Annotated in this window: 24 protein-coding genes; 3 read left to right on the plus strand and 21 right to left on the minus strand. The window is 47.6% G+C overall.

The window, feature by feature from the left end:
* Positions 1-8: 8 nt before the first annotated feature.
* From A0126_RS08665 to recU, 7 genes are all read right to left on the minus strand, one after another.
* Positions 9-566, minus strand: coding sequence for a nuclease-related domain-containing protein (locus tag A0126_RS08665; RefSeq protein ID WP_088837302.1), 558 nt, complete (start codon positions 564-566; stop codon positions 9-11).
* Between the two features lie 134 nt (positions 567-700).
* Positions 701-1,009 carry a cell division regulator GpsB gene (gene gpsB / locus A0126_RS08670; protein ID WP_088837303.1) on the minus strand — a complete coding sequence of 103 codons (309 nt, stop codon included), beginning with the start codon at positions 1,007-1,009 and terminating at the stop codon, positions 701-703.
* 5 nt (positions 1,010-1,014) lie between these two features.
* Positions 1,015-1,575 (minus strand): SLOG family protein, encoded by a 561-nt coding sequence (locus tag A0126_RS08675; protein WP_088837304.1) that lies wholly within the window; start codon positions 1,573-1,575, stop codon positions 1,015-1,017.
* Positions 1,572-2,771, minus strand: a complete 1,200-nt coding sequence (locus tag A0126_RS08680) for a ribonuclease H-like domain-containing protein (protein WP_088837305.1) — start codon at positions 2,769-2,771, stop codon at positions 1,572-1,574. The genes A0126_RS08675 and A0126_RS08680 overlap by 4 nt, the downstream gene beginning before the upstream one ends.
* The gene (locus tag A0126_RS08685; protein WP_088837306.1) at positions 2,768-5,032 is read right to left on the minus strand and encodes a DEAD/DEAH box helicase; all 2,265 of its coding nucleotides are present in this window, start codon (positions 5,030-5,032) and stop codon (positions 2,768-2,770) included. Before A0126_RS08685 ends, A0126_RS08680 begins: the two co-directional genes overlap by 4 nt.
* 106 nt (positions 5,033-5,138) lie before the next feature.
* The gene (locus A0126_RS08690; protein WP_088837307.1) at positions 5,139-7,778 is read right to left on the minus strand and encodes a transglycosylase domain-containing protein; all 2,640 of its coding nucleotides are present in this window, start codon (positions 7,776-7,778) and stop codon (positions 5,139-5,141) included.
* Positions 7,779-7,810: 32 nt separating this feature from the next.
* Positions 7,811-8,425 carry a Holliday junction resolvase RecU gene (gene recU, locus A0126_RS08695; RefSeq protein ID WP_204251435.1) on the minus strand — a complete coding sequence of 205 codons (615 nt, stop codon included), beginning with the start codon at positions 8,423-8,425 and terminating at the stop codon, positions 7,811-7,813.
* A gap of 74 nt (positions 8,426-8,499) precedes the next feature.
* On the opposite strand from recU, the gene A0126_RS08700 reads away from it, so the two are divergent.
* A complete protein-coding gene (locus tag A0126_RS08700) occupies positions 8,500-8,793 on the plus strand; it encodes a DUF1798 family protein (RefSeq protein ID WP_088837309.1) in 294 nt (97 codons plus the stop codon).
* Positions 8,794-8,912: 119 nt separating this feature from the next.
* Positions 8,913-9,821 carry a DUF3800 domain-containing protein gene (locus tag A0126_RS08705; RefSeq protein WP_239456727.1) on the plus strand — a complete coding sequence of 303 codons (909 nt, stop codon included), beginning with the start codon at positions 8,913-8,915 and terminating at the stop codon, positions 9,819-9,821.
* A gap of 128 nt (positions 9,822-9,949) precedes the next feature.
* Here A0126_RS08705 and nth read toward each other — a convergent pair whose 3' ends face one another.
* The 13 genes from nth to bshA form a co-directional block, all read right to left on the minus strand.
* Positions 9,950-10,612, minus strand: a complete 663-nt coding sequence (gene nth / locus A0126_RS08710; protein ID WP_088837310.1) for an endonuclease III — start codon at positions 10,610-10,612, stop codon at positions 9,950-9,952.
* 3 nt (positions 10,613-10,615) lie between these two features.
* The gene (locus A0126_RS08715; protein ID WP_029330601.1) at positions 10,616-11,194 is read right to left on the minus strand and encodes a DnaD domain-containing protein; all 579 of its coding nucleotides are present in this window, start codon (positions 11,192-11,194) and stop codon (positions 10,616-10,618) included.
* Positions 11,195-11,265: 71 nt separating this feature from the next.
* A complete protein-coding gene (asnS, locus tag A0126_RS08720; protein ID WP_152638933.1) occupies positions 11,266-12,555 on the minus strand; it encodes an asparagine--tRNA ligase in 1,290 nt (429 codons plus the stop codon).
* A 29-nt stretch (positions 12,556-12,584) separates the two neighbouring features.
* Positions 12,585-13,766: a pyridoxal phosphate-dependent aminotransferase gene (locus tag A0126_RS08725; RefSeq protein ID WP_029330605.1), complete on the minus strand. Its 1,182-nt coding sequence runs from the start codon at positions 13,764-13,766 to the stop codon at positions 12,585-12,587.
* Positions 13,767-13,780: 14 nt separating this feature from the next.
* Entirely contained in the window at positions 13,781-14,248 is a 468-nt protein-coding gene (locus tag A0126_RS08730; protein WP_088837311.1) for a hypothetical protein, read from the minus strand.
* On the minus strand, positions 14,245-14,415 hold the full coding sequence (locus A0126_RS08735; protein ID WP_012370646.1) for a YpmA family protein: 171 nt from the start codon (positions 14,413-14,415) through the stop codon (positions 14,245-14,247). Before A0126_RS08735 ends, A0126_RS08730 begins: the two co-directional genes overlap by 4 nt.
* Before the next feature lie 61 nt (positions 14,416-14,476).
* Positions 14,477-17,290: an ATP-dependent DNA helicase DinG gene (gene dinG, locus A0126_RS08740; protein ID WP_088837312.1), complete on the minus strand. Its 2,814-nt coding sequence runs from the start codon at positions 17,288-17,290 to the stop codon at positions 14,477-14,479.
* Between the two features lie 101 nt (positions 17,291-17,391).
* The gene (gene panD / locus A0126_RS08745) at positions 17,392-17,775 is read right to left on the minus strand and encodes an aspartate 1-decarboxylase (RefSeq protein WP_029330611.1); all 384 of its coding nucleotides are present in this window, start codon (positions 17,773-17,775) and stop codon (positions 17,392-17,394) included.
* 3 nt (positions 17,776-17,778) lie between these two features.
* Positions 17,779-18,609 (minus strand): pantoate--beta-alanine ligase, encoded by an 831-nt coding sequence (panC, locus tag A0126_RS08750; protein WP_088837313.1) that lies wholly within the window; start codon positions 18,607-18,609, stop codon positions 17,779-17,781.
* Positions 18,606-19,445: a 3-methyl-2-oxobutanoate hydroxymethyltransferase gene (panB, locus tag A0126_RS08755; protein ID WP_029330615.1), complete on the minus strand. Its 840-nt coding sequence runs from the start codon at positions 19,443-19,445 to the stop codon at positions 18,606-18,608. The genes panC and panB overlap by 4 nt, the downstream gene beginning before the upstream one ends.
* 239 nt (positions 19,446-19,684) lie before the next feature.
* Positions 19,685-20,656 (minus strand): biotin--[acetyl-CoA-carboxylase] ligase, encoded by a 972-nt coding sequence (locus A0126_RS08765; RefSeq protein WP_088837315.1) that lies wholly within the window; start codon positions 20,654-20,656, stop codon positions 19,685-19,687.
* Entirely contained in the window at positions 20,632-21,762 is a 1,131-nt protein-coding gene (locus A0126_RS08770) for a CCA tRNA nucleotidyltransferase (protein ID WP_239456728.1), read from the minus strand. Before A0126_RS08770 ends, A0126_RS08765 begins: the two co-directional genes overlap by 25 nt.
* On the minus strand, positions 21,749-22,891 hold the full coding sequence (gene bshA, locus A0126_RS08775) for an N-acetyl-alpha-D-glucosaminyl L-malate synthase BshA (RefSeq protein WP_088837316.1): 1,143 nt from the start codon (positions 22,889-22,891) through the stop codon (positions 21,749-21,751). Before bshA ends, A0126_RS08770 begins: the two co-directional genes overlap by 14 nt.
* Before the next feature lie 178 nt (positions 22,892-23,069).
* Here bshA and A0126_RS08780 point away from each other — a divergent pair, with 178 nt between their 5' ends.
* The gene (locus A0126_RS08780) at positions 23,070-23,957 is read left to right on the plus strand and encodes a YitT family protein (RefSeq protein ID WP_029330623.1); all 888 of its coding nucleotides are present in this window, start codon (positions 23,070-23,072) and stop codon (positions 23,955-23,957) included.
* Positions 23,958-24,051: 94 nt separating this feature from the next.
* Here A0126_RS08780 and A0126_RS08785 read toward each other — a convergent pair whose 3' ends face one another.
* The gene (locus A0126_RS08785; protein ID WP_088837317.1) at positions 24,052-24,729 is read right to left on the minus strand and encodes a zinc metallopeptidase; all 678 of its coding nucleotides are present in this window, start codon (positions 24,727-24,729) and stop codon (positions 24,052-24,054) included.
* Positions 24,730-24,740 lie beyond the last annotated feature (11 nt).

The raw sequence follows: 24,740 nt of genomic DNA on the forward strand, positions 1-24,740 counted from the left end.
GAGGTTGCTTATTTTTGATGGTTTGCCAGTATAAAAGCAACCTGTTTACGATCTTTCTCCGTGACAGGAGTTCCTTGTCGTCTTGCGATCCATGGCTTGATGGCGGCAAAGGACTGGCCAATCGGAAACTTAACCCGCGTCATACGCAACTTTGGCGCTTGTTTGAATACTATCATCGTGTGAACAGGAATCGACACGCCTTCCGCCTTTAAAAGTGATCTGACATGTTTCGTGAGGCGTTGTGCCTCTATTACTGGGTGCCGTTGTTCAACCCGTTGAACACGTTGCTCGTCTTCGACGTGATAGGTTTGATCACTTAGCAATACAGCAGCCTCTTGATTGACAAGGACTAAAAACAATCCTTTTGGCCCGATTAAGGCAAATTCAATCTTCATGCGGCGGTCGAGCTCGACGTTTTCAAATAACATCCAATCGTACCGACAAATATGTCGCACTTGATCACAGACGAGTTCTAAGTCGTTCACCTTACTTGGAACTGAACGTTTAAAGGAAAAGAAACGCCGCTCTTCTAGAGGTGTCATTTTTTTTGCCATCACCTGTAACATATTGTCTCCCCTTACGTCTATGTATTATTAGTTAGTTTACCATCCTTTTGCACAAGCGGTGTGCGCTTTCAAAATCAGGGGAATTTCGTAACAAAAAAAGACATCCACTTCTTTTTAAGTAGATGTCTTGACGTTTATTGATTTTCTTGGTGAGGACGTCCAAAAACAGCTTTTTCAAGATTTGAAATCCGGCGTAGCATGTCATAATTCGATGGATTAGACACTGGGGCTTCCGCCTCAACGATTCGCTCTTCGGGTTTCGGCGCCGTCGCTTTTGCTGCTTCTAGTTCTTTCTTCAAACGCTCGATTTCGCGCTCGAATCCTTCGTAATCTTTGATGACTTGATCCAAGTATCCATCCACTTCTTCAATCACGTAACCGCGTAGGCCCGTCTTAAATTCTTTTTTGTAAATATCATCTGCTGTCAATAAGGGTTTATACATCGTCTTCACTCCCACTGATCATTATAGTTCAGTTCCTGTTCCATCATCGATAAATCATCTTGTGTGATTAAGAACAGTTGATAATCGGTCCGTTCCATCTCTATTCTAGCACGCTCGACGAGATACTTCGCTGAGCCACCGTGTTCTTCATCAAAAACGGATAACAGACCTTGGCTTTTTTCAATCATGAATTCCGTTTTGTTACGAAGCTGACTCGGATTCTCATAAGGCTTTTGGCTGATTGCATCGACGAAGTCCGCCTGGTTCAGTACCGCTAAATACTGAGCTTGTACAGGTTCCTTCCATTTAGCCTCTTGCTCTAAAAAGGGCAATAAAATCCCGAGACGAATGTCCGGATAGTCTGCTTTTAGTTCTAAGATGACTTCACAGGCCCACAGTTCACAGCCTGGAGTCGCGCTTGTTACGAACCATGTCGTCCCCATGTCTTCAATGAGTCGAATCAAGCGTTCGCGGTACGCCGCTTTGATAACCGGAATACCAGGATGTTTTTGATCAAAAATTCCTAGTTCAGTTGGCTTATAACCCGTGATGGCAACGACTTTCATTCTTGACACTTCCTTTGTAACCGATTGCTCCGATGTGTAAGTTCAGCGGTCAAACGTTCCCGCCGTGTTGTTAGTAACACCTGTCCTTCTAACAGTTGTTTTGCTTGCTCAGTATAATCATAAGCAAGCTGTGGCTCTTTTGCAATGTGCTCCGCCCATTTCGCCAACTCGATGTATCCGCGGAATGTCTCACTCTTTTCAAAGCAGTTGACTGCTTCCTGATGCCGTTTCATTTTTTTGTGCAGAAGTCCTTGCCGTAACCAACCTTCTGCCGATAGATCGTTTGCCTGATGAAAATGCTCGACCGATTGCTCATTGATGCCTAAATCGGCTAACCAGACGGCAATGTTTTCCCCAATTCGAGGTGATACCTCTTTTCGATGGGTCACGAGATGATTGCATTCATCGTACAGACTGACAAGTGTCAGACAGTCATGCAGGTGATGTTCAAGGACGCCATCCATGATGGACGGATTTTGATGTTCGACGTATTGAAAGTAATGCATCGGGGCTAAAAATCCTGGCAAATCACCCGCTCGTTCAAATCCGATTTGCTCTTCCATCGCTGTCAGACGGTACGAATCGGATAACCCTTTAAAAATCCGCCGACAGACATGGAGTAAATCCAGGTGACCGACTTTCGGCAGACGCGGTACACGTTCACGGACGAAGACATGTCGCGTCTTGATTTGCGGCCAATCAAAGCTTTTTCCGTTATAGGTGACGAATCGGACGTCTTCTCCGATATCAGTCAAAAAGTGATGATAAAAAGCTGCTTCATAGTGCGGATGCGGCAGGAAGTATTGCCGCATCAATAGCTCGCCTTGTTCAAAACGGGCGAACCCCATCAAAAAAATCGTTGTCCCCGTTCCACGTAAACCGGTCGTTTCCGTATCGAAAAAGATGATCTGTTCGAGCGGGACATCGAGCGCGAGTGGTGGATGCGGTAGTTGGAGTGATTCGTACCCGGCACCAAACGTCCGGTGTCCATGGCTTTCTGTCAGTGGATAGCGCTGATCGATTCGAACGATCCACTCATCTTCGAACGTTAAAATTTCCGCCCCCTTCTCCACCCAGGCGGCTTGTTCGTTCGCAATCTTCGGATCGACGGCGTGCGTCGAAGTCTTTTCTATCGTTTGCCGTTGTCCACTCTCCTGATTCGTCGGTTTTAACATTCGTCTTAATTTATTTTTCATGTTAACTCCCTTTCCATCTCAGTCAACATCTGAATCGTCCGCTCCTTTTCGTCTGCGAGACCGACCATGCCGATACAGGCCGGGCAACCGTCAAGGCAGGGACATGTCTCAATCGAGTCGCGTGCTGCCCGTAACATGATGCTCCGTTGTTTATAGATTGAAGAAGCTAAGCCGACCCCTCCAGGATACCGGTCATACAAATAGATGGTCGGTTTCTGCGTGTGTGTCGCCTTGACTTGCGGCACGACGAAAACATCACTCGCGTCACACATTAAATAAAGAGGTGCCACACGCCGTAGGCTGTTCGCGACCCCTTCCAGTACTTGTTCGAGCTCCGTACTGGAAGCAGATGTAGCAGGCAACGTAAACCAGACGCCTGTCGTATGGATTTCCCGTTCAGGTAAATGAATCGGACCAGACCCGATGTTTTCGTGGGTACCGAACTTAATTTTTTTGAACATCGTCGCCATCCCACGAACACTGACATCACCACGGGCCACACTAAACAGATCATTCGAATAGCTTTCATCTTCTTCAAGGACAGACAAATCGACTGAAAAATTAGCATCGGTATAATAATCGACATCAACGGCACGGACGAACGCTTTTTTCTCCTCAAAATCGAGTGTCTCGACTTGATATTGATCCGCCCCATGCAAGTAAATCGCTTCATCGTGAAGTAACGTCATTGCACTAAATGTATCCATCTCACCGATGACCCGATTCGGGACTTCCGTCTGATCGACGATGACGACGTTTTCTTGATCACTTGAGCGTAACGAGATCTCATGTGCCGGAAACGCATCATTCATCCAATAGAAACGCTCTCCCCGCTGATGCAGGACACGTTCTTCAACTAAATACTCGAGAATATCCTCCGTCTCGAGTGTGCCGAATCTTTCACTTTGCCGAAACGGAAGTTCGAATGCGGCACATTTTATATGGTCGACGGCGATGATTAAATTATCGGGATCGAGTCGTGCCGCCTCTGGTGATTGATTTAAAAATAACTCCGGTCGTTCTGCCACGTATTGATCGAGCATCCCGGACGAGGCGACGAGGATGATTAAAGCATCATCTTGCCGTCTTCCGGCACGCCCGGCCTGTTGCCAAAGCGAAGCAATCGTTCCCGGATAACCATTCATGATACAGACTTGTAATTGACCGATATCGACGCCCAGTTCTAACGCATTCGTCGAGACGATGCCGGTGATTTCACCTTTTCTTAGACGCCGTTCGATATCACGTCGCTCCGTCGGTAAATAACCACCACGGTATCCTTCAATCGATTTCGGACCGAGTTCATGGCGAACCAAACTGCGTAGATACGTCAGCAACACCTCGACGCGGACACGTGAACGGGCAAAGACGATCGTCTGAAACTTCTTTTTGATGAATCGGGATGCCAGTTGTTTGGTTTCGAGTGTCGCCGAACGTCGAATTCCGAGTTGGGCATTGACGATTGGTGGTTGATAGACGATGAAATGTTTTCGCCCGGTCGGAGCACCGTTGTCATCGATCAGACTGACCTGCTTCTCAATCAGCCGTTCCGCCAGTTCTTGTGGGTTGGCAATCGTCGCGCTCGTCATGATGAAGACAGGGTCACTCCCGTAATAGTGACAAATCCGGCGTAACCGTCGGATGACATTCGCGACGTGACTCCCGAAGACGCCACGGTACGTATGCAACTCATCGATGACGATATACTTCAGGTTTTCGAACAGTTCAATCCACTTCGTATGATGCGGCAAAATGCCCGAGTGAAGCATATCTGGATTTGTAATGACGATGTTCCCCGCTTTGCGGACTTTCGTCCGAATCGTCGGTGACGTATCTCCGTCATACGTAAAACAACGAATCGGTGCTTCGAGCTCATCAATCAACTCGAGCAGTTCACTGTTTTGATCTTGTGCGAGAGCTTTCGTCGGATAGAGATACAGTGCCCGGTCGTTCGGATGCTCCAGTAGATGCGAGAGAATCGGTAAATTAAAGCAATATGTTTTCCCGGAAGCCGTCGGCGTGACGATGACCGTCGATTTCCCTGCCATGACTTGATCAAATGCTAATGCTTGATGCCGGTATAAGGCATCGATGCCACGTGCTTTGATAGCTTGTTGTAATCGTTTTGGCATCTGTTCCGGAAAAGGTGAGTACCGTCCTGCTGTAGCTTCCATCGTCTTCATATATGTGACGCGCTCCATAAAGGCGCGATCAGCTTTTAATTCCTCTAAATAAGTAACGAGTGATTGTCTCGGTTCCATCGACTCACTTCCTTCCTTCTTCACTCATTATACAAAAAAAAAGAGGTAAGACTGTAGCGACAGGTTCGCCACTTCAGTCTTGACCTTCAATTCATTCCTCTGTTTCTTATTCCGTGCTTTGGGAATCCTCTTTTTTGTCCGTCTTTTCTTTATCGGATTGTTTTTTCTTATCATTTTCTTTTGCTTTTTCATCCGTTGATTGTGTAGAGACTGACTCATCCGTTGCCGGTTCGTCCGTTGCCGGTTCATCCGTCGCTGGTTCGTCCGTTGCCGGTTCGTCCGTTGCCGGTTCATCGGTCGTCGGTTCGTCCGTTGCCGGTTCATCGGTCGTCGGTTCGTCTGTCGTCGGTTCATCCGTTGCCGGTTCATCTGTTGCCGGTTCATCTGTTGCCGGTTCATCCGTCGTCGGTTCATCCGTCACTGGTTCCTCAGTCTCTGGTTCAGCGACTGTGACTGACGTCGCAACAGGACCTGACTCTTCTCCTGATGCTTTCGCGACGAGTGTGAACTCTGTTCGTCCTGGTTTTAGACTGTTGATACCAATTCGATTCGTCGAACTCGTCCCAAGAACCGATGTATTGCCATCCGGATCTTTCATCGATACTTCAAATGTTACGCTATCGTATCCGTTCGTCCGCAACGCTGAATCGTTGTAATTCCAAGTCAGCTCACCTGACTGCGCTTCTTCATCGTAAGAAGCTTGCAATCCAGTCGGAGCTGGTACGGCCTTTTTTTCGACGACCGGCTCCTTCGTTCCTTTCACATACAGTTCGTCACCGATACTGAGGACCGAGCTTGGTTGTTCGAACGGCGCTGGTGTCCGGTCACGTGTTTTGGTCACAAAATCTTTCCATAGGTTTTGTGCCATTCTACTCTCGGTTTGCCCTTCGAGGCCGATCCCGTTATTATTTCCAGATGTCGTCGTTCCTGTCCAAACACTAATGGAGACATCAGAAGTATAACCAACGAACCAAACATCCTTATAGGCATTCGTCGTTCCGGTTTTTCCTGCTGCATCAAATGAAAGTCCAGCCGTCGGGAACGTACCGCCCGGCTTCAGGACGTCACGAAGCATGTCCGTCAACATATAGGCTGTATAGTCTTCCATCGCTTTTTTCGATTTGATTGGTGATTTGATTTTTGATCCATCACTGTACTCAATTGACTTGATGATGTGTGGCTCCACATAATCGCCACCGTTTCCGAGTGTCGCATAAGCGCCCGCCATCTCAGTCGTGTTGAATCCGTGTTTCATCCCACCGATTGCGTACGCTGGAGAAATTGATTCATCTTTTTCTAATGCCAAACCAGATTTAGCAGCAAACGATTCGACCGCATCGCCACCAATCTCTTGGAACGTTTGGATTGCCGGCGTATTGGCTGAAATCTTCAACCAGTTTCGAATCGTGTTTGTTCCTTTGTAACCGTCGTAATAGTTTTGAATCGTCTTGCCGTTAATCTTCGTTTCTTGGTCCGTGATTTGTTTTGCTGTCGACCATTTTTCATTTTCAATCGCTGGACCATACGCGAAGAAGGGTTTCGCAGAAGAACCCGGTTGGTGCGGTTCATTCGCGTAGTTACGGCGTGCCGTGTCTTCCCCTGGATTTTTTCCATCGACGACGGCTAAGACTTCACCCGTTTTTGTGTTGACGGCAGAGGCCGCAGCTTCGGCATAATCTGGTAATTGTACGACTTTGTCTTCTTTAATGGCTTCATTCATATAATCATGCATCGGTTTATCAATCGATGTATAAATTTTGAGTCCTTGGCCATAGATGTCTTTTCCTTCAAGACCAAAGACATCTTCTAATTCTTTTGAGACCATATCAAAGATGACGCTATCGTACGAAGCATCTGTCGTCGATTTTGGAGCGGGATCAATCAATTTAGAAATCGGTTGATCGACTCCTTGGTCACGTTGTTTTTGCGTGATGACGCCTGTCGTCAACATCGCATCTAATACTTGTGTTTGACGCCCCTTCGTTAACTTCGGATCCCCTTTAATCGGGTCATATGCTGTCGGACGCTGTGGCAATCCGGCAAGCATCGCTGCTTCTGCATAATCTAATTTATCGACTGTCTTATTGAAATAGGCTTTTGAAGCCGTCTGAATTCCGAACGAATTCTGACCATAGTAGTTTTTATTCAAGTACATTTCTAAAATTTGATCTTTCGTGTAGTCTTGTTCTAGACGAATCGCTAACCACTGTTCTTGTACTTTCCGTGTGATTGTTTTTTCAGAACTTAAAAACGATTGTTTGATGACCTGTTGCGTGATTGTTGATGCCCCTTCCGAGCCGAATCCATCGGTGATGTTCGCGATGATCGCTCCACCGAGACGACGGAAGTCAATCCCTTTGTGTTGGTAAAAACGTCGATCTTCAATCGCGATGAAGGCGTCTTTGACGACTTCAGGAACTTCTTTAATCGAGACGTACTCGCGACTCGTTCCACCCTGTTTGATTTCCTCTTTGTTGCTCGCATAAATTTTCAGCGGGAGCGCATCCCGTAGTTTCGTCTCATCGAGTTCCGGAGCAGTGGCAATCGCGTACGCAGCAAACCCACCTCCGACAAGCATCATGATGATGAATAAGCCGGTTGCAATCATTAATAGCTTTTTAAAAAGTGGACCTTTTCCAGATCCACCTGAACCACCGGACTTCTTTTTTTTCGGACGTTTCGTCCGATTCGATTGTTTAGTTGACGTCTTCGTTTCTTCACGACGTGCGACACGACTTCTTTCCATATGCTATCCTTCTCCTTCAATCCGTAAGTTTCTCAAGTGAAATATAATTCGTCTACTGCTTCGAGATAATCGATCGCAGGGAACGCACCTGTCTTGATTTTTATACCATGTTGTTCGATTTGGTCGAGCGGAATTGATTTACGACCCGTTTCTAATTGCTCCCACCAAGGGAACACGTGCTCGACTGAAAGCACATATTGCACATTATACATACTGAACCGAATGATGACAAAACAAATTCCTCCATGTGCTACGCATTGTCGCATGTGTTCGATTTGGTGGGGGTGGAAGTTCTTGAGTGGAAAAGAGGTTTTATGATTCGTTTCCTTCGCTTCAAAATCAATATATTTCCCCCGATAGACACCATTATAATCGGTCGTCGACGGTTGTTTGAAATAGGCTTCTTTCACGACAGCCGCAGAACGTTTCGGGTAATCGACTTGAACGATTTGAAGGGGGGTTGGCTTCTTGTGAATAATTGCCCGATTATGCGTCAAGTAAAACGTATTGCTTTCATTAATCAATTTTTCAAGCTTCATCCCCCGATTAGAAAACGTCGATGCTTGTGAGCGTGCTTTTTTTATCGTCGTTCCATGAGGTTCGAGAGGCTTTTGAAATTTTTTACCGTTCGGATAATTCAAAACGATTCCCCTCCTATCGCGTTTATTGTACCATGATATGTGATTGTATCGTATCGGCCGAGAGGAGTAGTTAAAAACAAATGACAATTGAACCGTTACTTCAAGAAATCGAAAAAATTTATCAAGCAGGTCGCGCCGGAACAGAATATGACTTCAACGAGGATGTCATTCCGTTCGTCGAACAAGCAGATGTGCTCATCGCCGATTGGCAACATAATGCGCAGAACAGCCCTTATTTACGCCCGGCGATGGTCGAGAGTGCCGTCGATCAACTGAAACAACTATCAGTCCAGGCGTTCCAACCAAAAACAAGTTTAAAACGTTTCAATGAAACGATTAAGTCTGTTCGCTATATCGATCAACTGATGCAGTGATTTCTCTCACTTAAGGTTTTACTTTTTTTAGCAGGAAATCTTGGTATACTTGTCGTACACAGTATAGTGTGGGAGACAGTTACAACTGGTCCTGTAGAACCGCGCGAGGAGGAATCTGATTGGCAACACCTAAATCGAATTCGCGCCATGAATCAAAAATGATTCCTAGAGCGTCGAACAACACTGCGAAAAAATACGTCATGTTCGTCGATGAGACGGGGACACCTAAAGGGAATACGCAATTTAATTTGACAGGTGTCTTGATGGAATACAAATATGCCATCGATTCGGACGAAACGGGTGAACCGAGCCCTTTACGGAAACGCTTGATGGAATTTAAGTCGAGTGTGTTTGAAGATCCACACATTCCACTCCATTTAAAAGAAATTTTAAAGGCGGAGCATCCTTACGGCAAAGAAGACGGGATCACGATTGATATGTTACGTCATTTTTGGGTCGCATTACCTGACTTCCTAGTCGATATCGACTGTACGATTGTCAGTGTCGAAGTCGATAAACAGAAGCTGCAAGATTTTTATTCGACACCAAAAGATCCTTACGTCGTCGCCTTTGCCCACTTGATGAAATCTTTTTACGCTTTTTTAGAGGAGACGGAAGCGACGAGTGCTCGTGTCGTCCTCGAAAGTCGTGATGATTATCAAAACTTATTAATTCAAAAAGCGTTCTTCGATATCTTTAACTCGGGGACGGTCCACCTTGACGTCGAAAAAAGTCGTCAAAAAATTAAAGGCTTCATCTTTGCTGAAAAGGATAGCGACCTCTACCAATCCGGTCTTGAGATTGCTGACCTCGTCTGTCTTCCCCTTTCACGCGTACGTCGTGGCGTGATTGAGGTGAAACCACGGTTTGTCCATTACGGGGACGAAAACCGAATCTTTAAAGCAATCAAAGAAAAAATTTACATTCGTCGCGATAGTCCCGATCAAGATTTCCGAAACTGGGGATTCAAAAAAGTTCCGATCACGAAAAAGCGTCGGGAATGGTCCGATACGCCTTGGAATGGTTAAACATACGCGCGTATGATGGACAAGAGACATTTTATTTCACACGAATAAAGGATAGCACGCTTCCGGGGTTTCTTCCGGAAACGCGCTATCCTTTTTTTGCTTTCAAGCATCATTTAAATAATTCTTCGTTAATCGACAGGGATGATTGTCCCTTTCGTCCGTTTTTTTCCTTCCCGACACATGTCGAGTAATGGGCATTCAAGGCAGTGCGGACGTTGCGCCTTGCAGTGATACCGTCCGAAAAAAATGAATTGATGATGAAGCTTTGACCAGCGTTCCCGCTTGAATCGTTTCATCAACGTCGCTTCGACTTGTGTGACATTATCTTTCCAGCGACAGATACCGAGTCGTTTCGAGACCCGTTCGACATGCGTATCGACTGCGAATGCCGGGACATCGAATGCAACCGATAACACGACGTTCGCTGTTTTTCGCCCGACGCCGGGTAACGCTTCGAGTCCGGCGCGGTCCGTTGGTACTTCCCCTTCGTGCAACGTGATGAGGCGTTCCGCGAGTGCTTTGATATTTTTCGCTTTATTGCGATAGAGACCGAGTCGTTTGATTTTCTCTTCGATGGCAGCGACCGGTGCAGTGGCTAGGTCGCTTGGCGTCGGATACGCGGCAAACAATCCCGGCGTGACTTGATTGACGAGCACGTCCGTCGCTTGCGCACTCAAGGCGACGGCGACGACGAGTTCAAACGGATTTTTATGAATCAGTTCACAAAAAGCGTCCGGAAACATCTCTTCGAGGGTCAATTCAATCCGGTCGATTTCAGCTACTCGTAACATGATTCACCCTCCTCTCGTCGCAAGATCTTCGAGTGTTTTAATACCCTCGCGTTCCCACGTCCGCAAAATTTGATTGATATAGGTCATCTTCCGGACGTTATGGTAGACGGCTTCGCGAAGCGCAGCAAGGACTAGCTCTTCCGCGATGTTTTCAATCGTCAGCCACTGAATGATTTGTTCCATTTGAAACGGCGACATCATTCCGAGTTCCCGCTCAAATTGTTGGAAGACCGATGGATTGATCGTATCGAAATTCGGCGCCTCTTGTTCCGGTGGTGCCATTAATTTTTCATAGAGTGGAACTAACGAATAGCGTTCCGATCCGGCGACGTTTTCCATCGCCAGCAACCCCTTCTGTAACAAACCGAGCGTCGTCTCAATCGTTTCCGTCTCGGACAGCCCGAGACGATTGCTCAATTCTTCCGGTGAAGGCATCTCCATCCCTTCCGCACGGCAAGCGAACAGTTGACCGATTAACGTAAACTCGACGAAGCTGATTCCAAGCCGCTTCGCTTCCGTGAACAATCGTTTCGGAAGCACGACGGTCCCTTCTTCGAAAAGTTGGATTAAATTATGATTCATGACACTTCCTCGATTCTTTAGTCTAAGCAAGAAATCGACCCGTCTAAACGATGGGTCGATTTCAGTCTAAATTACGGATACAACCGGTTGAGTAGACGTGGGAATGGAATCGTCTCCCGAACGTGCTCGACGCCCGTGATCCAAGCGACAGTCCGTTCAAGTCCTAAACCAAAGCCACTGTGCGGTACTGAACCATACTTGCGTGTTTCAAGATACCATTTATAGGCGCCTGTCTCATCCAAGTTATGTTCTTTCATATCAGCAAGCAGTTTGTCGTAATCTTCTTCACGTTGCGAACCACCGACGATTTCGCCGTATCCTTCCGGTGCAATCAAGTCGTCACACAGAACGAATCCCGGGTTTTCCGGATCTTCTTTCATGTAGAACGGTTTGATGGCTTTCGGCCAGTGCGTGATGAAGACCGGGCGGGCAAAACTATTTGCGATTGCTGTTTCATGTGGTGCACCAAAATCATCTCCGAATTCGATGTCATCGAATCCTTGCTCTTTCAACATATCGATTGCTTCCGTATACCGGACGCGTGGGAATGGTGCTTGAATCGTTTCAAGAACCGTCAAGTCACGCCCGAGCAACTCGAGTTCCGCTTTACAGTTCTTCAAGGCGGACTGAACGAGATGCGAGACATAGTTTTCTTGGACTTCGAGGTTCATCTCGTGGTCGTAGAACGCCATCTCCGGCTCCATCATCCAAAACTCAATCAAGTGGCGACGTGTTTTTGATTTTTCAGCACGGAATGTCGGACCGAATGAAAAGACTTTCCCGAGCGCCATCGCTGCCGCTTCCATATAGAGTTGACCCGATTGTGACAAGTACGCATCTTCATCGAAGTATTTCGTTTGGAACAATTCGGTTGTTCCTTCCGGTGCACTGCCCGTCAAGATTGGTGGGTCGACTTTGATGAACCCTTCTTGGTTAAAAAACTCATATGTCGCACGGATCAATTCATTTCGAACGACCATGACGGCATGCTGGCGTTTTGACCGCAACCAAAGGTGACGGTTGTCCATCAAGAAATCTGTTCCGTGTGCTTTCGGTGTAATCGGGTAGTCGATTGCTTCATGGATGATTTCAATTGAAGTGATCTCCATCTCATGTCCAAGTGCTGTTCGCTCACCATCTGATTTGATGACTCCCGTCACCCAAAGTGATGATTCTTGCGTTAGACCTTTCGCTGTTTTGAATAAGTCTTCTCCGACCGTTTCTTTGACGACGACACCTTGCATAAAGCCGGAACCGTCACGTAACTGAAGGAAGGCGATTTTACCGCTTGAACGTTTGTTCGCTAACCAACAGCCAATCGTGATTTCCTCTCCCACATGTTTTGCTACATCTCGAATCATTGCTTTCAAAAGTCAACATCCTCTCTAAGTTAAACGGCTGTACGAGCCGCGATAAATCCTTCAATCCGATCGAGCGCTTCTAGGACACGCTTCGGGTCTGTTGCGTACGATAGACGTACATATTCCGGCGCACCAAATCCTGAACCTGGAATCAAGGCTACTTTTGCTTCTGACAAGACGGCTGTACACCAGTCATCGACGTTTGCATAACCACACATCTTCGCTGCCTCTAAAGCATGTGGGAACAAGTAGAAGGCACCTTCCGGCTTCAAGCACGTCAAACCAGGTATTTGAATCAAGCGTTCGTAAATTTGTTCGAGTCGTTCTTCGAACACGACACGCATCGCTTCGACCGGGGCATCCCCTTCTTCGTAGGCCGCGACAGAAGCAGCTTGCGCGATTGACGTCGGGTTCGACGTCGAATGGCTCGCAAGGTTTGTCATTGCGCCGATGATTGCTTTCGGTCCGATCGCATAACCAATCCGCCAGCCCGTCATCGCATGCGATTTCGAGACACCATTGATGATGATTGTCCGTTCCCGCATTCCTGGAAGTGTCGCAATCGATAAGTGCGTCACACCGTTATACAGTAATTTCTCATAAATTTCATCGCTGATGACGAGAATGTCATGTTGAATCGCCATCTCTGCTACCATCTCTAACTCTTCTTTCGTGTAGACCATACCTGTCGGGTTCGAAGGTGAGTTCAAGACGATTGCTTTCGTTTTCGGTGTGATGTGTTGCTCGAGCAACTCACGTGTCACCTTGAAACGTGACGCTTCCGTCGTCTCTAAAACGACCGGTACGCCGTCACTCAACTTGATTTGCTCAGGGTAGCTGACCCAGTACGGAGCAGGAACGATGACTTCATCTTCCGGGTCGAGAATGGCTTGGAAGAGTGTCGATAAAGCATGTTTCGCACCAGACGCAACCATGACTTCCGAGCGATCATACGATACCCATAAATCGCGACGTGTCTTCTCGATAATCGCGTCTTTCAACGCAACCGTTCCGCCTGAAGGCGTATACTTTGTATCGCCTGCTTCTGCTGCCGCAAATGCCGCTTGAATGATGAACTCCGGCGTGTTGAAATCCGGTTCACCAGCCCCAAGACCGATGATATCTTGACCGGATGCCCGCAGTTCCTTCGCTTTCGCCGTGATGGCAAGCGTTGTAGAAGGCGTCAATTGTTGTACGCGTTTTGATAACATGTCGCACACTCCTTTTAGTTAATCCGTAGTCGTTTGATGAAAGATCCCTCTTGATACGTATAGTACGAATATTCATAGCCCGTCTCGGTTTCCGCGACGATCTCAATTAAGGCGCGATCTTCGAAACCATATTTCGTGGAAACGATTTTTTCTTGATCTCCACTTTGACGAATGACTTCATCCACCTTAATGCCGTCTTTAACCGGACGTGTCTCAATCTTACCTTTTGACGGGACAAAAGCGCGTAACGCCTCTCCCTCTTTTTTAATCGAGAAGACGGTGTACTGGTCTTTTCCGTTAAAGACATTTTCGAATGTCACGGCGTCCGGGGCTATTTCTTGTGTTAAACGTTTTTCTGCCCGCTTGACGACTTCTTGTTCTCGCCCCTTTGCTTCACCAACCGTTAACTGGTAGATTCCTGTACCGATTAGCGTAATCAAAAGAACGACCGAAATCAAACCGATGGCGATTTTCCACTTCATGTGCGGTAGATGGTGAAGACCATCTGCTCCTTGTCTTTCTCATCTAGAGCTAAACCAAACATTAAGTCCTCCGTTTTTAACGTGCGATTCAATAAGTCTACGATTTTGTACGTATCGTCATGGCGATTGACCTTGACCGTTGCGAGTGTCTCGATTTTCGAATCCATCTTATATCCTCCCTCATTTTTCTTAACCTATTATAATGCGATAATGGTTATTTTAATAGACTCAATCCGTATCATTCAAGAACAATTCGAGTTCTGCCGTCAATTCTTGAAGTGGTTTTGATAAAACAGGCACATTTGGCAAACTTGAAACAAAACGTTTTCCGTAACGTGTCGTCTCAATTCGACGGTCAAACACGAACACGACACCACGGTCATTCGTCGTTCGAATCAAACGACCGAACCCTTGTTTAAAACGAATGATCGCTTGCGGTAAGCTGTATTCAAAAAACGAAGATTTACCTTGTTGTTCGATTTGTTCCGATCGTGCCTGAACAATGGGTTGGTCAGGCGGTGCGAAGGGTAGACGAACGATGACAAGACAACTTAAGTCGTCACCCGGAACATCGATCCCTTCCCAAAAACTCGCAGTCCCAAAAAGAATGCAGGCATCGAGTTGCTTAAACTGTTTCATCAAGCGCTGCCGGGATCCTTGTGTGATCCCTTGCGACAGCAACGTAAATCGTGCCGGAAGTGCCTGCTTCGTCGCATCATGCGTTTGTCGCAACATGTCATTGGATGTGAACAAAACGAGCATCCGCCCTTCCGTCACTTCAGCGATTTCGATGATTGCTTCCGCAATCGTTTCGGCATATTTCGCAGGTGGGACGTCCTGCAGTAACGGCAAGTCCGTCGGAACCATCAGCCGGACTTTTTCCGCGTACCCGAATGGTGACGGGACAATGAACCGCCGTGTCTCGAGTTCGCTTAAACCAAGCCGCTTTTCAATGAATTGAAACTTGTTCGAGACCGTCAACGTCGCGGATGTCAAAATGCTCGTCCGTTTCGAGAAGACATCCCGATATAAGCGTTCTGAAATATCGATTGGTTGCGTATAAATCCGTGTCAACTTCCGATTTTTTGCAGTCGTCTCAATCCAGGATACTGTTTCATCATGAGGCGCGAGCATCGTCTCAAAAATCGCATTCTCGACATCCTCGATTTGACCGATCACGGATTTGAGATCCGCGACGACGGACCGTTCCCGGTAACTCATGTGTTCGCGTTGATCGTGGAATAATTTATGAATCGCCCGAATCGCTTGTCGTAATCGACGTAAGACCAATTCGACCCGTTTCGCACTTTCCTGAACGGCCCGCATCGAATGATCGAGTCGTTTGAAGCGGACTGTGACACGTCCTTCCCGTCGCTCTTTCCGGGAAGAGAGATCAAGTCCATAGGCTTGGATGATCATCAACAGGTTATCTGCCTCTTCGATTAGCTCCGTCATCGTCTCATCAATCACTTCACTATGCGCTTCGACCATCTCCGTCAAATCAAACTGATCGGAGAGGCTGACGAGACGCGTCAATAGTTTTTTATCCGCGGAGAATCCGAGTTGTCTAAAAATCCGGTCGAATGAATGCCCGTCGAAGACGAGTCCGAAATGGTGGCTCGCGACTTCCTCGATTTGATGGGCCTCATCTAAAATCAACGGACAGCCTTTCGGTAAGACACCCGCCTCATACTGAATATCACTAAACAATAAGGCGTGGTTGGTGACGATGATCGTCGCGTCCTTCGCTCTACGGACGGCATGTTGGAAAAAGTCACGGCTAAACCATGGATCGAATCGCCCGAGTTGCGACTGGCTATCCGACTGGATCAACTGTTTGATGGCGATGTTCCCTTGTGCTGCTCCACCGGGAAGACTGACTTCTTCCAAGTCTCCCGTCGTCGTTTCAGTCAACCAAACGAGCAATGTTGCTTTCGCTAACGTAAAATTATACGGTTCTTCTGTTTCATTCAGGAAAAACTCGAATTTACGTAAATCAATATAATTGTTCCGCCCTTTGAGCAATGTAATGTCGACTGGGGCATCGAACAGTTGACGCAACAGCGGTAAATCACGGGCGAACAGTTGCTCTTGCAGTTGAATCGTATGTGTACTGACGATAATCGGCGTCTCGTGTTCAATCGCATAATGTGTCGCCGGAACAAGATAGCCAAGAGATTTTCCGGTACCCGTCCCAGCTTCGACGAGCAATGGTACTTCTTGATCAAGTGATTGATAGACATGACGCATCATCTCAAGTTGACCGGTTCGTTGCTCATAACCCCTGAACAGCTTCGGAAAGATCTCTTGATTCAAGTGATCAACGAACGGTCCGAATGGCTGGAGTTCCGACCGGTGCGGCATCAGTTCCGGATCAAGACGTTTTTTCAGCGCAATCTTTCGGAACGAATCGAACCGATCGTCTGTCTCGATGCCGACTGCTTGAATCGCAAAATCAATCTCTTCTTCCATCGCACTGAATAATTTTGGGGCTAAGCGACGCAACTGTTTTAATGTATCAAGCGGTAGCTCGCGAAGTCGACTTAACAGTTCGAGTAATAATTCTGCCGTCGCTTCTGCATCGCTGCCCGCCCGGTGAGCTTCTTGATGCGTCAACTGTAAACTTTCCGTCAGGTGCGATAAGGAGTGACTCTCTGCCGTTGGTAATAGAATCCGTGCCAGTTCGACCGTATCGATGACGGGACCCGTGTACGGTAAGTAACCTTCTTCTTCAAGCGCTTCATTTAAAAATGTTAAATCGAATTGGACATTGTGCGCGACAAACACTCCACCATCTAACATCGAGAGGACGCGCGGTGCAATGACATCAAATGTGTCTGCGTCCCTTACATCTAAATCGGATATTCCTGTCAATTGCGAGATGAACGGCGGAATCGGATTTTTCGGTCGAACGAAAGCCGACAGACGTTCCGTCACGTGCCCTTGTTCGACGACCGCTACGCCGATTTCAATCATCTCATCTCCAGCTTTAATCGAATGACCTGTCGTCTCTAGGTCGATCACCACATACTTCTTCTCCACGACTTATCTCCACCTTTAACCATCCATCTGTTACGTATCGAACTTCTCATGTTTCATCTTAACAAAAATAGAGACCCGAATGTGTTCCGGGTCTCTGAATTTCATAAGATCGTATGCGCGATTTCTTGAGAAAGCATCTGTTTGATGTTATTCGTTTCATCGAGAACAGCCACCTTCGGCTCGTGGACGAGGATTTCTTCATTCGTCAATTGTGCATATGCCATGATGATGACTTCGTCTCCAACTTGGAAATGGCGAGCTGCCGCACCATTCAAACAAATGACACCGGAGCCACGTTCACCCTTGATCGCATATGTTTCGATCCGGGCACCGTTTTGATTGTTCGTCACTTGAACTTTTTCATTTTCAAAGATTCCGACCGCATCAAGCAAATCTTCATCAATCGTGATGGAACCGACGTAATGGAGGTTCGCCTCCGTCACTCGAGCTTTGTGTAGTTTAGCGTGCATGAATGTCCGTAACATAAATCATGCTCCTCTCGTATAAAGTAAATTATCAATCAAGCGCGCTGATTCAAACTGAACCGCGACGGCTAATAAAATCGTTTTCGTTTCTGATGTAACCGGTCCGAGCGTCGGATAGTCGACCGCTTCGACATAATCAAGCGCCGTTCCCTCAAGACGCAAGGCATCTTTCGTCCGTTCGATGACTTCCTCGACGGCTGTGCCTGCTTCAAGTAACGCGTTTGCTTGCTGGAGAGCTTGTTGCAAACGCGGTGCTTGACTGCGTTCTTGCTCAGACAGATAGACATTTCGTGAGGACTTTGCGAGACCGTCCGCTTCCCGGATAATCGGACACCGTTTAATCTCGACCGGGACGAAATAATCTGCAACATATCCTTCAATCAAGGCTAACTGCTGAGCATCTTTCAGTCCGAAATAGGCACGGGTCGGGTGGACGATGTTCAACAATTTACTGACGACCGTCAAGACGCCATCGAAATGTCCTGGACGTGATGCACCACAAAGGACGTCGTCGCCCGTTCTGACCGTCACGCGCGCCATATCGAGCGGATACATCGTTTCATTCGTCGGATAAAATACATAATCGACGCCTGCCGCACGCGCCAGTTGTTGATCGCGTTGTTCGTCACGTGGATACCGTTCTAAATCTTCGTTTGGTCCGAACTGCGTCGGATTGACAAAAATACTCAACACGACAATCTCATTTTCACGTCGTGCTTGTTCGAGTAACGAACCATGACCTTCATGCAAAAACCCCATTGTCGGTACAAAACCAATCGAGTCATAGGCTGCTAATTCTTGCCGTAGTTCGTCGATGTCTTGAATGACTTTCATTCTTTACCGCCTCCATAAAGCGAATCGATCAATTCTTCATCCATCGTGAACGTATGTTCAATAGATGGGAATACACCTTGTTTTACTTCTTCGACGTAGCTAGCAATCGCTGCTGTCCCTGACGTATTCCAGTCCGTATACGCTTTAACAAACTTCGGTAGACGTCCGACACCATATGTCAGGATGTCATGGTAGACGAGGACTTGTCCATCGACATCAACGCCGGCACCAATCCCGATGACAGGAATCTGAAGTAATTCGCTGACTCGTTTCGCAAGTTGGTGCGGGACACATTCCAGGACGAGCATCTTCGCACCGGCTTGTTCCGCTGCTAAACTGTCTGCAATCAACTGTTCCGCTGCTGCAAGCGATTTTCCTTGTACTTTAAAACCTTCGAGTACGCCAACTGATTGGGGTGTCAATCCAAGATGTGCGACACAAGGCATCCCTGCGTCCGTCAAGCGACGAATCGTCGTCAAGATGTCCCCAGCACCTTCAAGTTTTAAGGCATCGGCCTGACTTTCTTGAAAAATACGTGCCGCAGCATCAAGCGTCCGGTCGAACGAACCGTGGTAACTTGCGAATGGCATGTCAACGACCATGAATGTCTTCGGTGCCCCACGGCGGACCGCCCGTGCATGATGAATCATGTCCTCAACCGTCACGGCAATCGTCGAATCATATCCTAAAATTACGTTTCCAAGTGAATCACCGACGAGTAAGAGATCGACGGCTCCTGCTTCTGCTAATTTCGCTGACGGATAATCATACGCCGTCAACATAACGAGTTTTTCTCCCGTTGCTTGTTTTTTTAGTAAAGGTGTCATTGTGTGCATGTGTGTTCTCTCCTTCGTTAGTGTAGAGAGGACAAAAGGAAACGCCTTCCTTCCTAAAAATACCCATAGGAAAGAAGGCGTGAATAAGTGCAACATCGTCCTTCTGTCCCTGTCCGAAATAGGATCAAGGCAGGTCGTACTAGCGATAAAAAAAGTTTTCTACCGGTATGACTCCTAACGGCTATCATCCTTCGCTTTATTATACATGATTCAAATTGGCAACTGCAAACGTCGGGATTTTAGTTTTCTGTCCAGTAGACGAGTTCCGCCGAATGGAATGCTTCCATTCCTTGGTCCGTTTCGACCATCAGCGTTCCATCGGCGCGAATTCCGCGCAAATAACCAGACAAGGTTTGTTGACGCGAGCGTAGTGTAACGGGTTGATTGAGCTTATCCGCAAGATGTTCCCACGCTTCGACAAAAGAGCCGAATCCATCGACCAACCACCGTTCGTACATCTGCTCAAACTGATTTAAGAAGGATGCAACGATTTCTGCCCGCCGAAACGTTCGATTGGTCGCGAGTTTAAGGGACGTCGCCCGATCAGCGATTGCCGTACTAAAGACGTCATGGTGAACATTGATTCCAATTCCAATAATGACCGAGCTGATCCGGTTTGCTTCCGTCTGCATTTCCGTCAAAATCCCTGCGACCTTTCGACCATCAATCAATAAATCATTCGGCCATTTGATTGTCACTGGCACGTCGAACTCACGTAAAGATGTCGCTAGGGCAATGCCAGACACGAGTGTTAATTGTCCTGCTTGATCGAGCGGGACGTCTGGTCTTACTATCAAACTCATCGCAATTCCGTTTCCTTTCGTCTCGTGCCAAACACGACCGAGCTGTCCGCGCCCACTCGTCTGGTAGTCACAGACGACGAGTTTCCCTTCTTTGACCTGCTGTTGTGCTAAATCATGCGCAATCCGTTGCGTCGTCTCCGTCTCCTCGACATGAAAAATATCACGTCCGAAAAATTTCGTCTGTAAGTACTGTTCGATTGCAAGTGCTGTTAAATGATCACCACGATCGATGAGGTGGTACCCGGTTTTTTTATTCGATTCAATCGCGTACCCTGCTTCTTTTAAAGACGCAATTTGTTTCCAAATAGCGGTACGTGAAATATTTAACTGGTCAGCTAAATCTTGACCTGAAATCCAATCCGTCTGCATCAATCGTTGCAAGATTACGTCTCGTGTTGATTTTTCCATTTGCTCACTTCCTCTAACAGAATCGACCGTTGATTTTCAAGGTGTCCGTTTACGACATGCTGTTCCAAATAATGGAGTGCTTCTTTGATTTCTTGTTTTTTCAGCCCGGCAGCAATCATGTCGCGTCCGCCGACTCGTAAATCTTTTAACGAGCGGATCGCTAAAGTTGTCCGGTCTGCGTGACTCCGACCTGTCATTTGATTTAAGACGAGCAGTTCCTCGTCCGTCAATGTATACCGTTGCCAGTCCGTTAGTTGCTCCAGTCGAACAAGCGCTACGAGTCGTTTTGCCCGCTGCTCCTGTTTTTTCGAACGTTTAAAGACACGTAACCGTTCTTGCGGAAACCCGGCGTCGAGCAGCAGCGTCCACACATTTTCTGTCGAGACACCCTGTAATGATGATTGTGCTAATCGTCCCATCACTTCTGAAGTGACGTGTGGAAGATAGGTCGCGAGTCCTGTGCGTAACATCGCTTGTAACGCTGCAACACGCCCCGGTCCAAGGAGCAGTTTTTCGAACTCAATCGCGACACGTTCGATTGCGACGTGTTGAATCATCTCCGCTTGCTTCGCGATGGCCCGCTCCGTCAAACCGTCTAACGAGAACTCGAGCTGACTCATGAAGCGAAAGGCACGAATCATCCGTAAGGCATCTTCTTCGAAGCGCTCTTCTGGCCGGCCGACCGTTCGAATGATTTTGCTCGCAAGGTCGGATTGTCCACCAAAGAGATCGACGAGCCCGGTTGGTTTTAACGCCATCGCGTTGATCGTAAAATCACGTCGTGTCAAATCTTCTTCCAGTGAGACGCCAAGTGTCACGTGGTCTGGTCTACGGCGGTCGCTATAGGTTGACTCGGAACGAAACGTCGTCACTTCGAACGGTACGTGTTCTAAGACGATCGTCACCGTCCCGTGCTCGAGTCCGGTCGGGATGACGACCGGAAACAACGGGATGACCTCGTCCGGTAAGAGTGACGTCGCTAAATCATAATCGCCAGGCACGCGTCCGAGTAACGTGTCGCGAACAGCTCCACCGACGACATACGCTTCGCCACCTGCACGTTCGATTGTTTCAATGATCGTATTCGCCAGCTCAGACATTTTCATATCGTGCACACACCCGTTCATAGACCTGTTCATACTTCCGGACGATTTCATTTGAATCGAACCGTTGCCGTGTATCGCGAATTCCGGCATCCGCCATCTGTTCGCGTAACTCGGGTGTATCGGCTAACTGGCCGATTCGTTCCGCCGCTGCCTTGACGTCATACGTCGGAACGATGAATCCGGTTTGTCCGTCTTGGATCACTTCTGGTAAGCCACCGGCATTCGAGACGACACTTGGGACTCCGACCGCCATCGCTTCAAGGACGACGAGTCCGAACGCTTCTTTTTCCGACAACAATAAATGGATGTCACTGATTGCGAGCAACTGGGCGACATGTTCTTGTTTTCCGGCAAAGATGATTTTTTCATAGACCCCGAGTTCTTTTGCCCGGCGGCGCGTCTGCCCCATCTCCGGACCATCTCCGACGAGTAATAGCCGCATGTCACGATTATTTGCAGCAATTGCAAATGCGACGAGCGTATCATCGATGCGTTTGACGGGGCGGAAGTTCGAAATATGTATGACGACGACTTCTCCCGGCTCAATCCCATAATGTCGTTTTAGACGTTCGTCGCGCATCGGATAATACACACTCTCATCAATCGAGTTCGCAATGACGTCAATATCGTACTCGGCATGCAACGTCATGTTCGTCTCAAGAGCAAGACTTTCCGAGACGGCCGTCACAGCATCCGAACTTTCGATTCCGTAACGGATGGCTGGCTGCATCTCTAAGTCTTGACCGATGACCGTGATGTCCGTTCCATGTAAAGTCGTCACGACAGCGACGCCTTTCTTCTTCGCCATATTGCGTCCGAGCTCTGCACAGACGGCATGCGGGACGGCGTAGTGGGCATGGATGATGTCGAGATCGAACACATCGATGACTTCTGCGACTTTCGAAGCCAATGTAATATCATAAGGCGGATATTTAAATACAGAATATTGGTTGACTTCTACGAGGTGAACCGTGATATTCGGACGATATTCCGTCAAGCGAAACGGCATGCTTGATGTAATGAAGTGGACATCATGCCCACGGTCTGCAAGTTTCATCCCGAGTTCCGTCGCGACGACACCACTTCCGCCTACGGACGGGTAACAAAGGATTCCAATCGATTTTTTCATATAAGATCACTCTCTCTTTAATTAGGTTAACCTTGTCTTCTCGATTCAATTGTAAACAAAACGCCTCTTAAAAACTACATCGACCACTTTCCAAGGAGATTTCCGTAGAAAAGCTAGTCTTTTTCAACGTCTACCGTTACCCTAGAGAAAGAGTCTTGTTAGAGAGGAGCAACCTGTTATGGCACCCCCATTTCAATTTCCGATTCGCTTCCGAAATATTTTTTGGATTTTAATCGGATCATTTATCTTTGCGTTCGGCATTTATCATTTTAATGTTCAAAATGAGTTAGCTGAGGGTGGATTCACGGGAATCACCCTTATTTTAAAGGGCTTGTTCGGTTTATCCCCGTCGATTACGAACCTCGTCTTAAACGTCCCGTTATTTTTCGTCAGCTATAAAATGCTCGGGCGGACGACGTTCATCTATACCTTGATCGGCACGTTCAGCTTTTCTCTTTGGTACGGCCTAATCGCCAAATATTCACCGCTTGAAATCATGTTGAAAGACGATATGGTGCTCGCTTCGTTGTTCGCCGGTGTCTTCATCGGTGTCGGCCTCGGCATCATCTTCAACAACGGCGGGACGACGGGCGGGGTCGATATCATCGCCCGACTGACGAAGCGGTATTTCGGATGGTCGATCGGTCGGACGTTCATGATTTTTGATTTTTTCGTCATCGTCGCTTCATTGACATATCTCGACTACAAACAGGCGATGTATACGTTGCTTGCCGTCTACGTCGGGGCCCGTGTCATCGACTGGATGCAGGAAGGAACGTATGCTGGTAAAGCCGCGATGATCATCAGTGATCACCGGACGGAGATCGCCGACGGGATTCACGCGACGATGAACCGCGGAACGACGCGGTTACTCGCGAAAGGTGGATTCTCCGGTCGCGACCTTGAAGTCTTGTATGTCGTCGTCGCCCGCAATGAAATCACCCGGTTGAAGACGCTCGTCAAAACAGTTGACCAACATGCTTTCATCACACTCCATGATGTGTATGAAGTAACCGGCGAAGGATTTACGTTCGATGAAAATCGTGTTCCGATCAAGGAAACGTAAAAACAAAAAAACACCCGGTTGATTCGATTCTGAAGAAGAAGATCGAACCAGCCGGGTGTTTATTTTTTATTAATTTGTACGCGTTACTCTTGAATTACTCGTCAGACGGTGCAAAGACCATCAAAGCGAGGCGGAGGAATTCGGCGACAGCGACGAGTGTCGCAGCGACGTAAGTCCAGGCGGCGGCGTTCAAGACACGGCGTGAGCCACGCTCTTCTTCCGCATCGATGATCCCGTGTTCCGTTAACTGAGCCATCGCCCGTTTCGACGCATCGAACTCAACCGGCAACGTCACGAGCTGGAAGACGACGGCACCGAGCATCAAGATGACACCAAGCATCGCAAGACCAGTCATCCCAGCGAAGAAACCAACGAGTAATAACGGGAATGACAGATTCGACGTAATTGACGCAACCGGTGCAATCCGGTGACGGACACGCATCATGTTATAGTCCGTCGCATCTTGGATGACGTGCCCGATTTCGTGCGCTGCAATCGAAACGGCAGAAACCGTTGAACCATGATACACATCTTCCGAAAGACGAACGACTTTATTCGTCGGATCGTAATGATCGGACATCGTTCCGCCGATTGCTTCGAGACGGACATCCGTAATCCCATTCTGTTTCATGATGAAGTCAGCGACTTGAGCGCCTGTCACCCCACTATGAATCGGAACTTCTTGGTATTTTTTATACGTTTTTCGGACTCGCATTTGTGCCCAGATGGGAACAATGATGATGATGGCGAGGTAAATCAGATAGTTAGCCATGTAACATCTGT

The organism is Exiguobacterium sp. N4-1P (genome assembly GCF_002214325.1).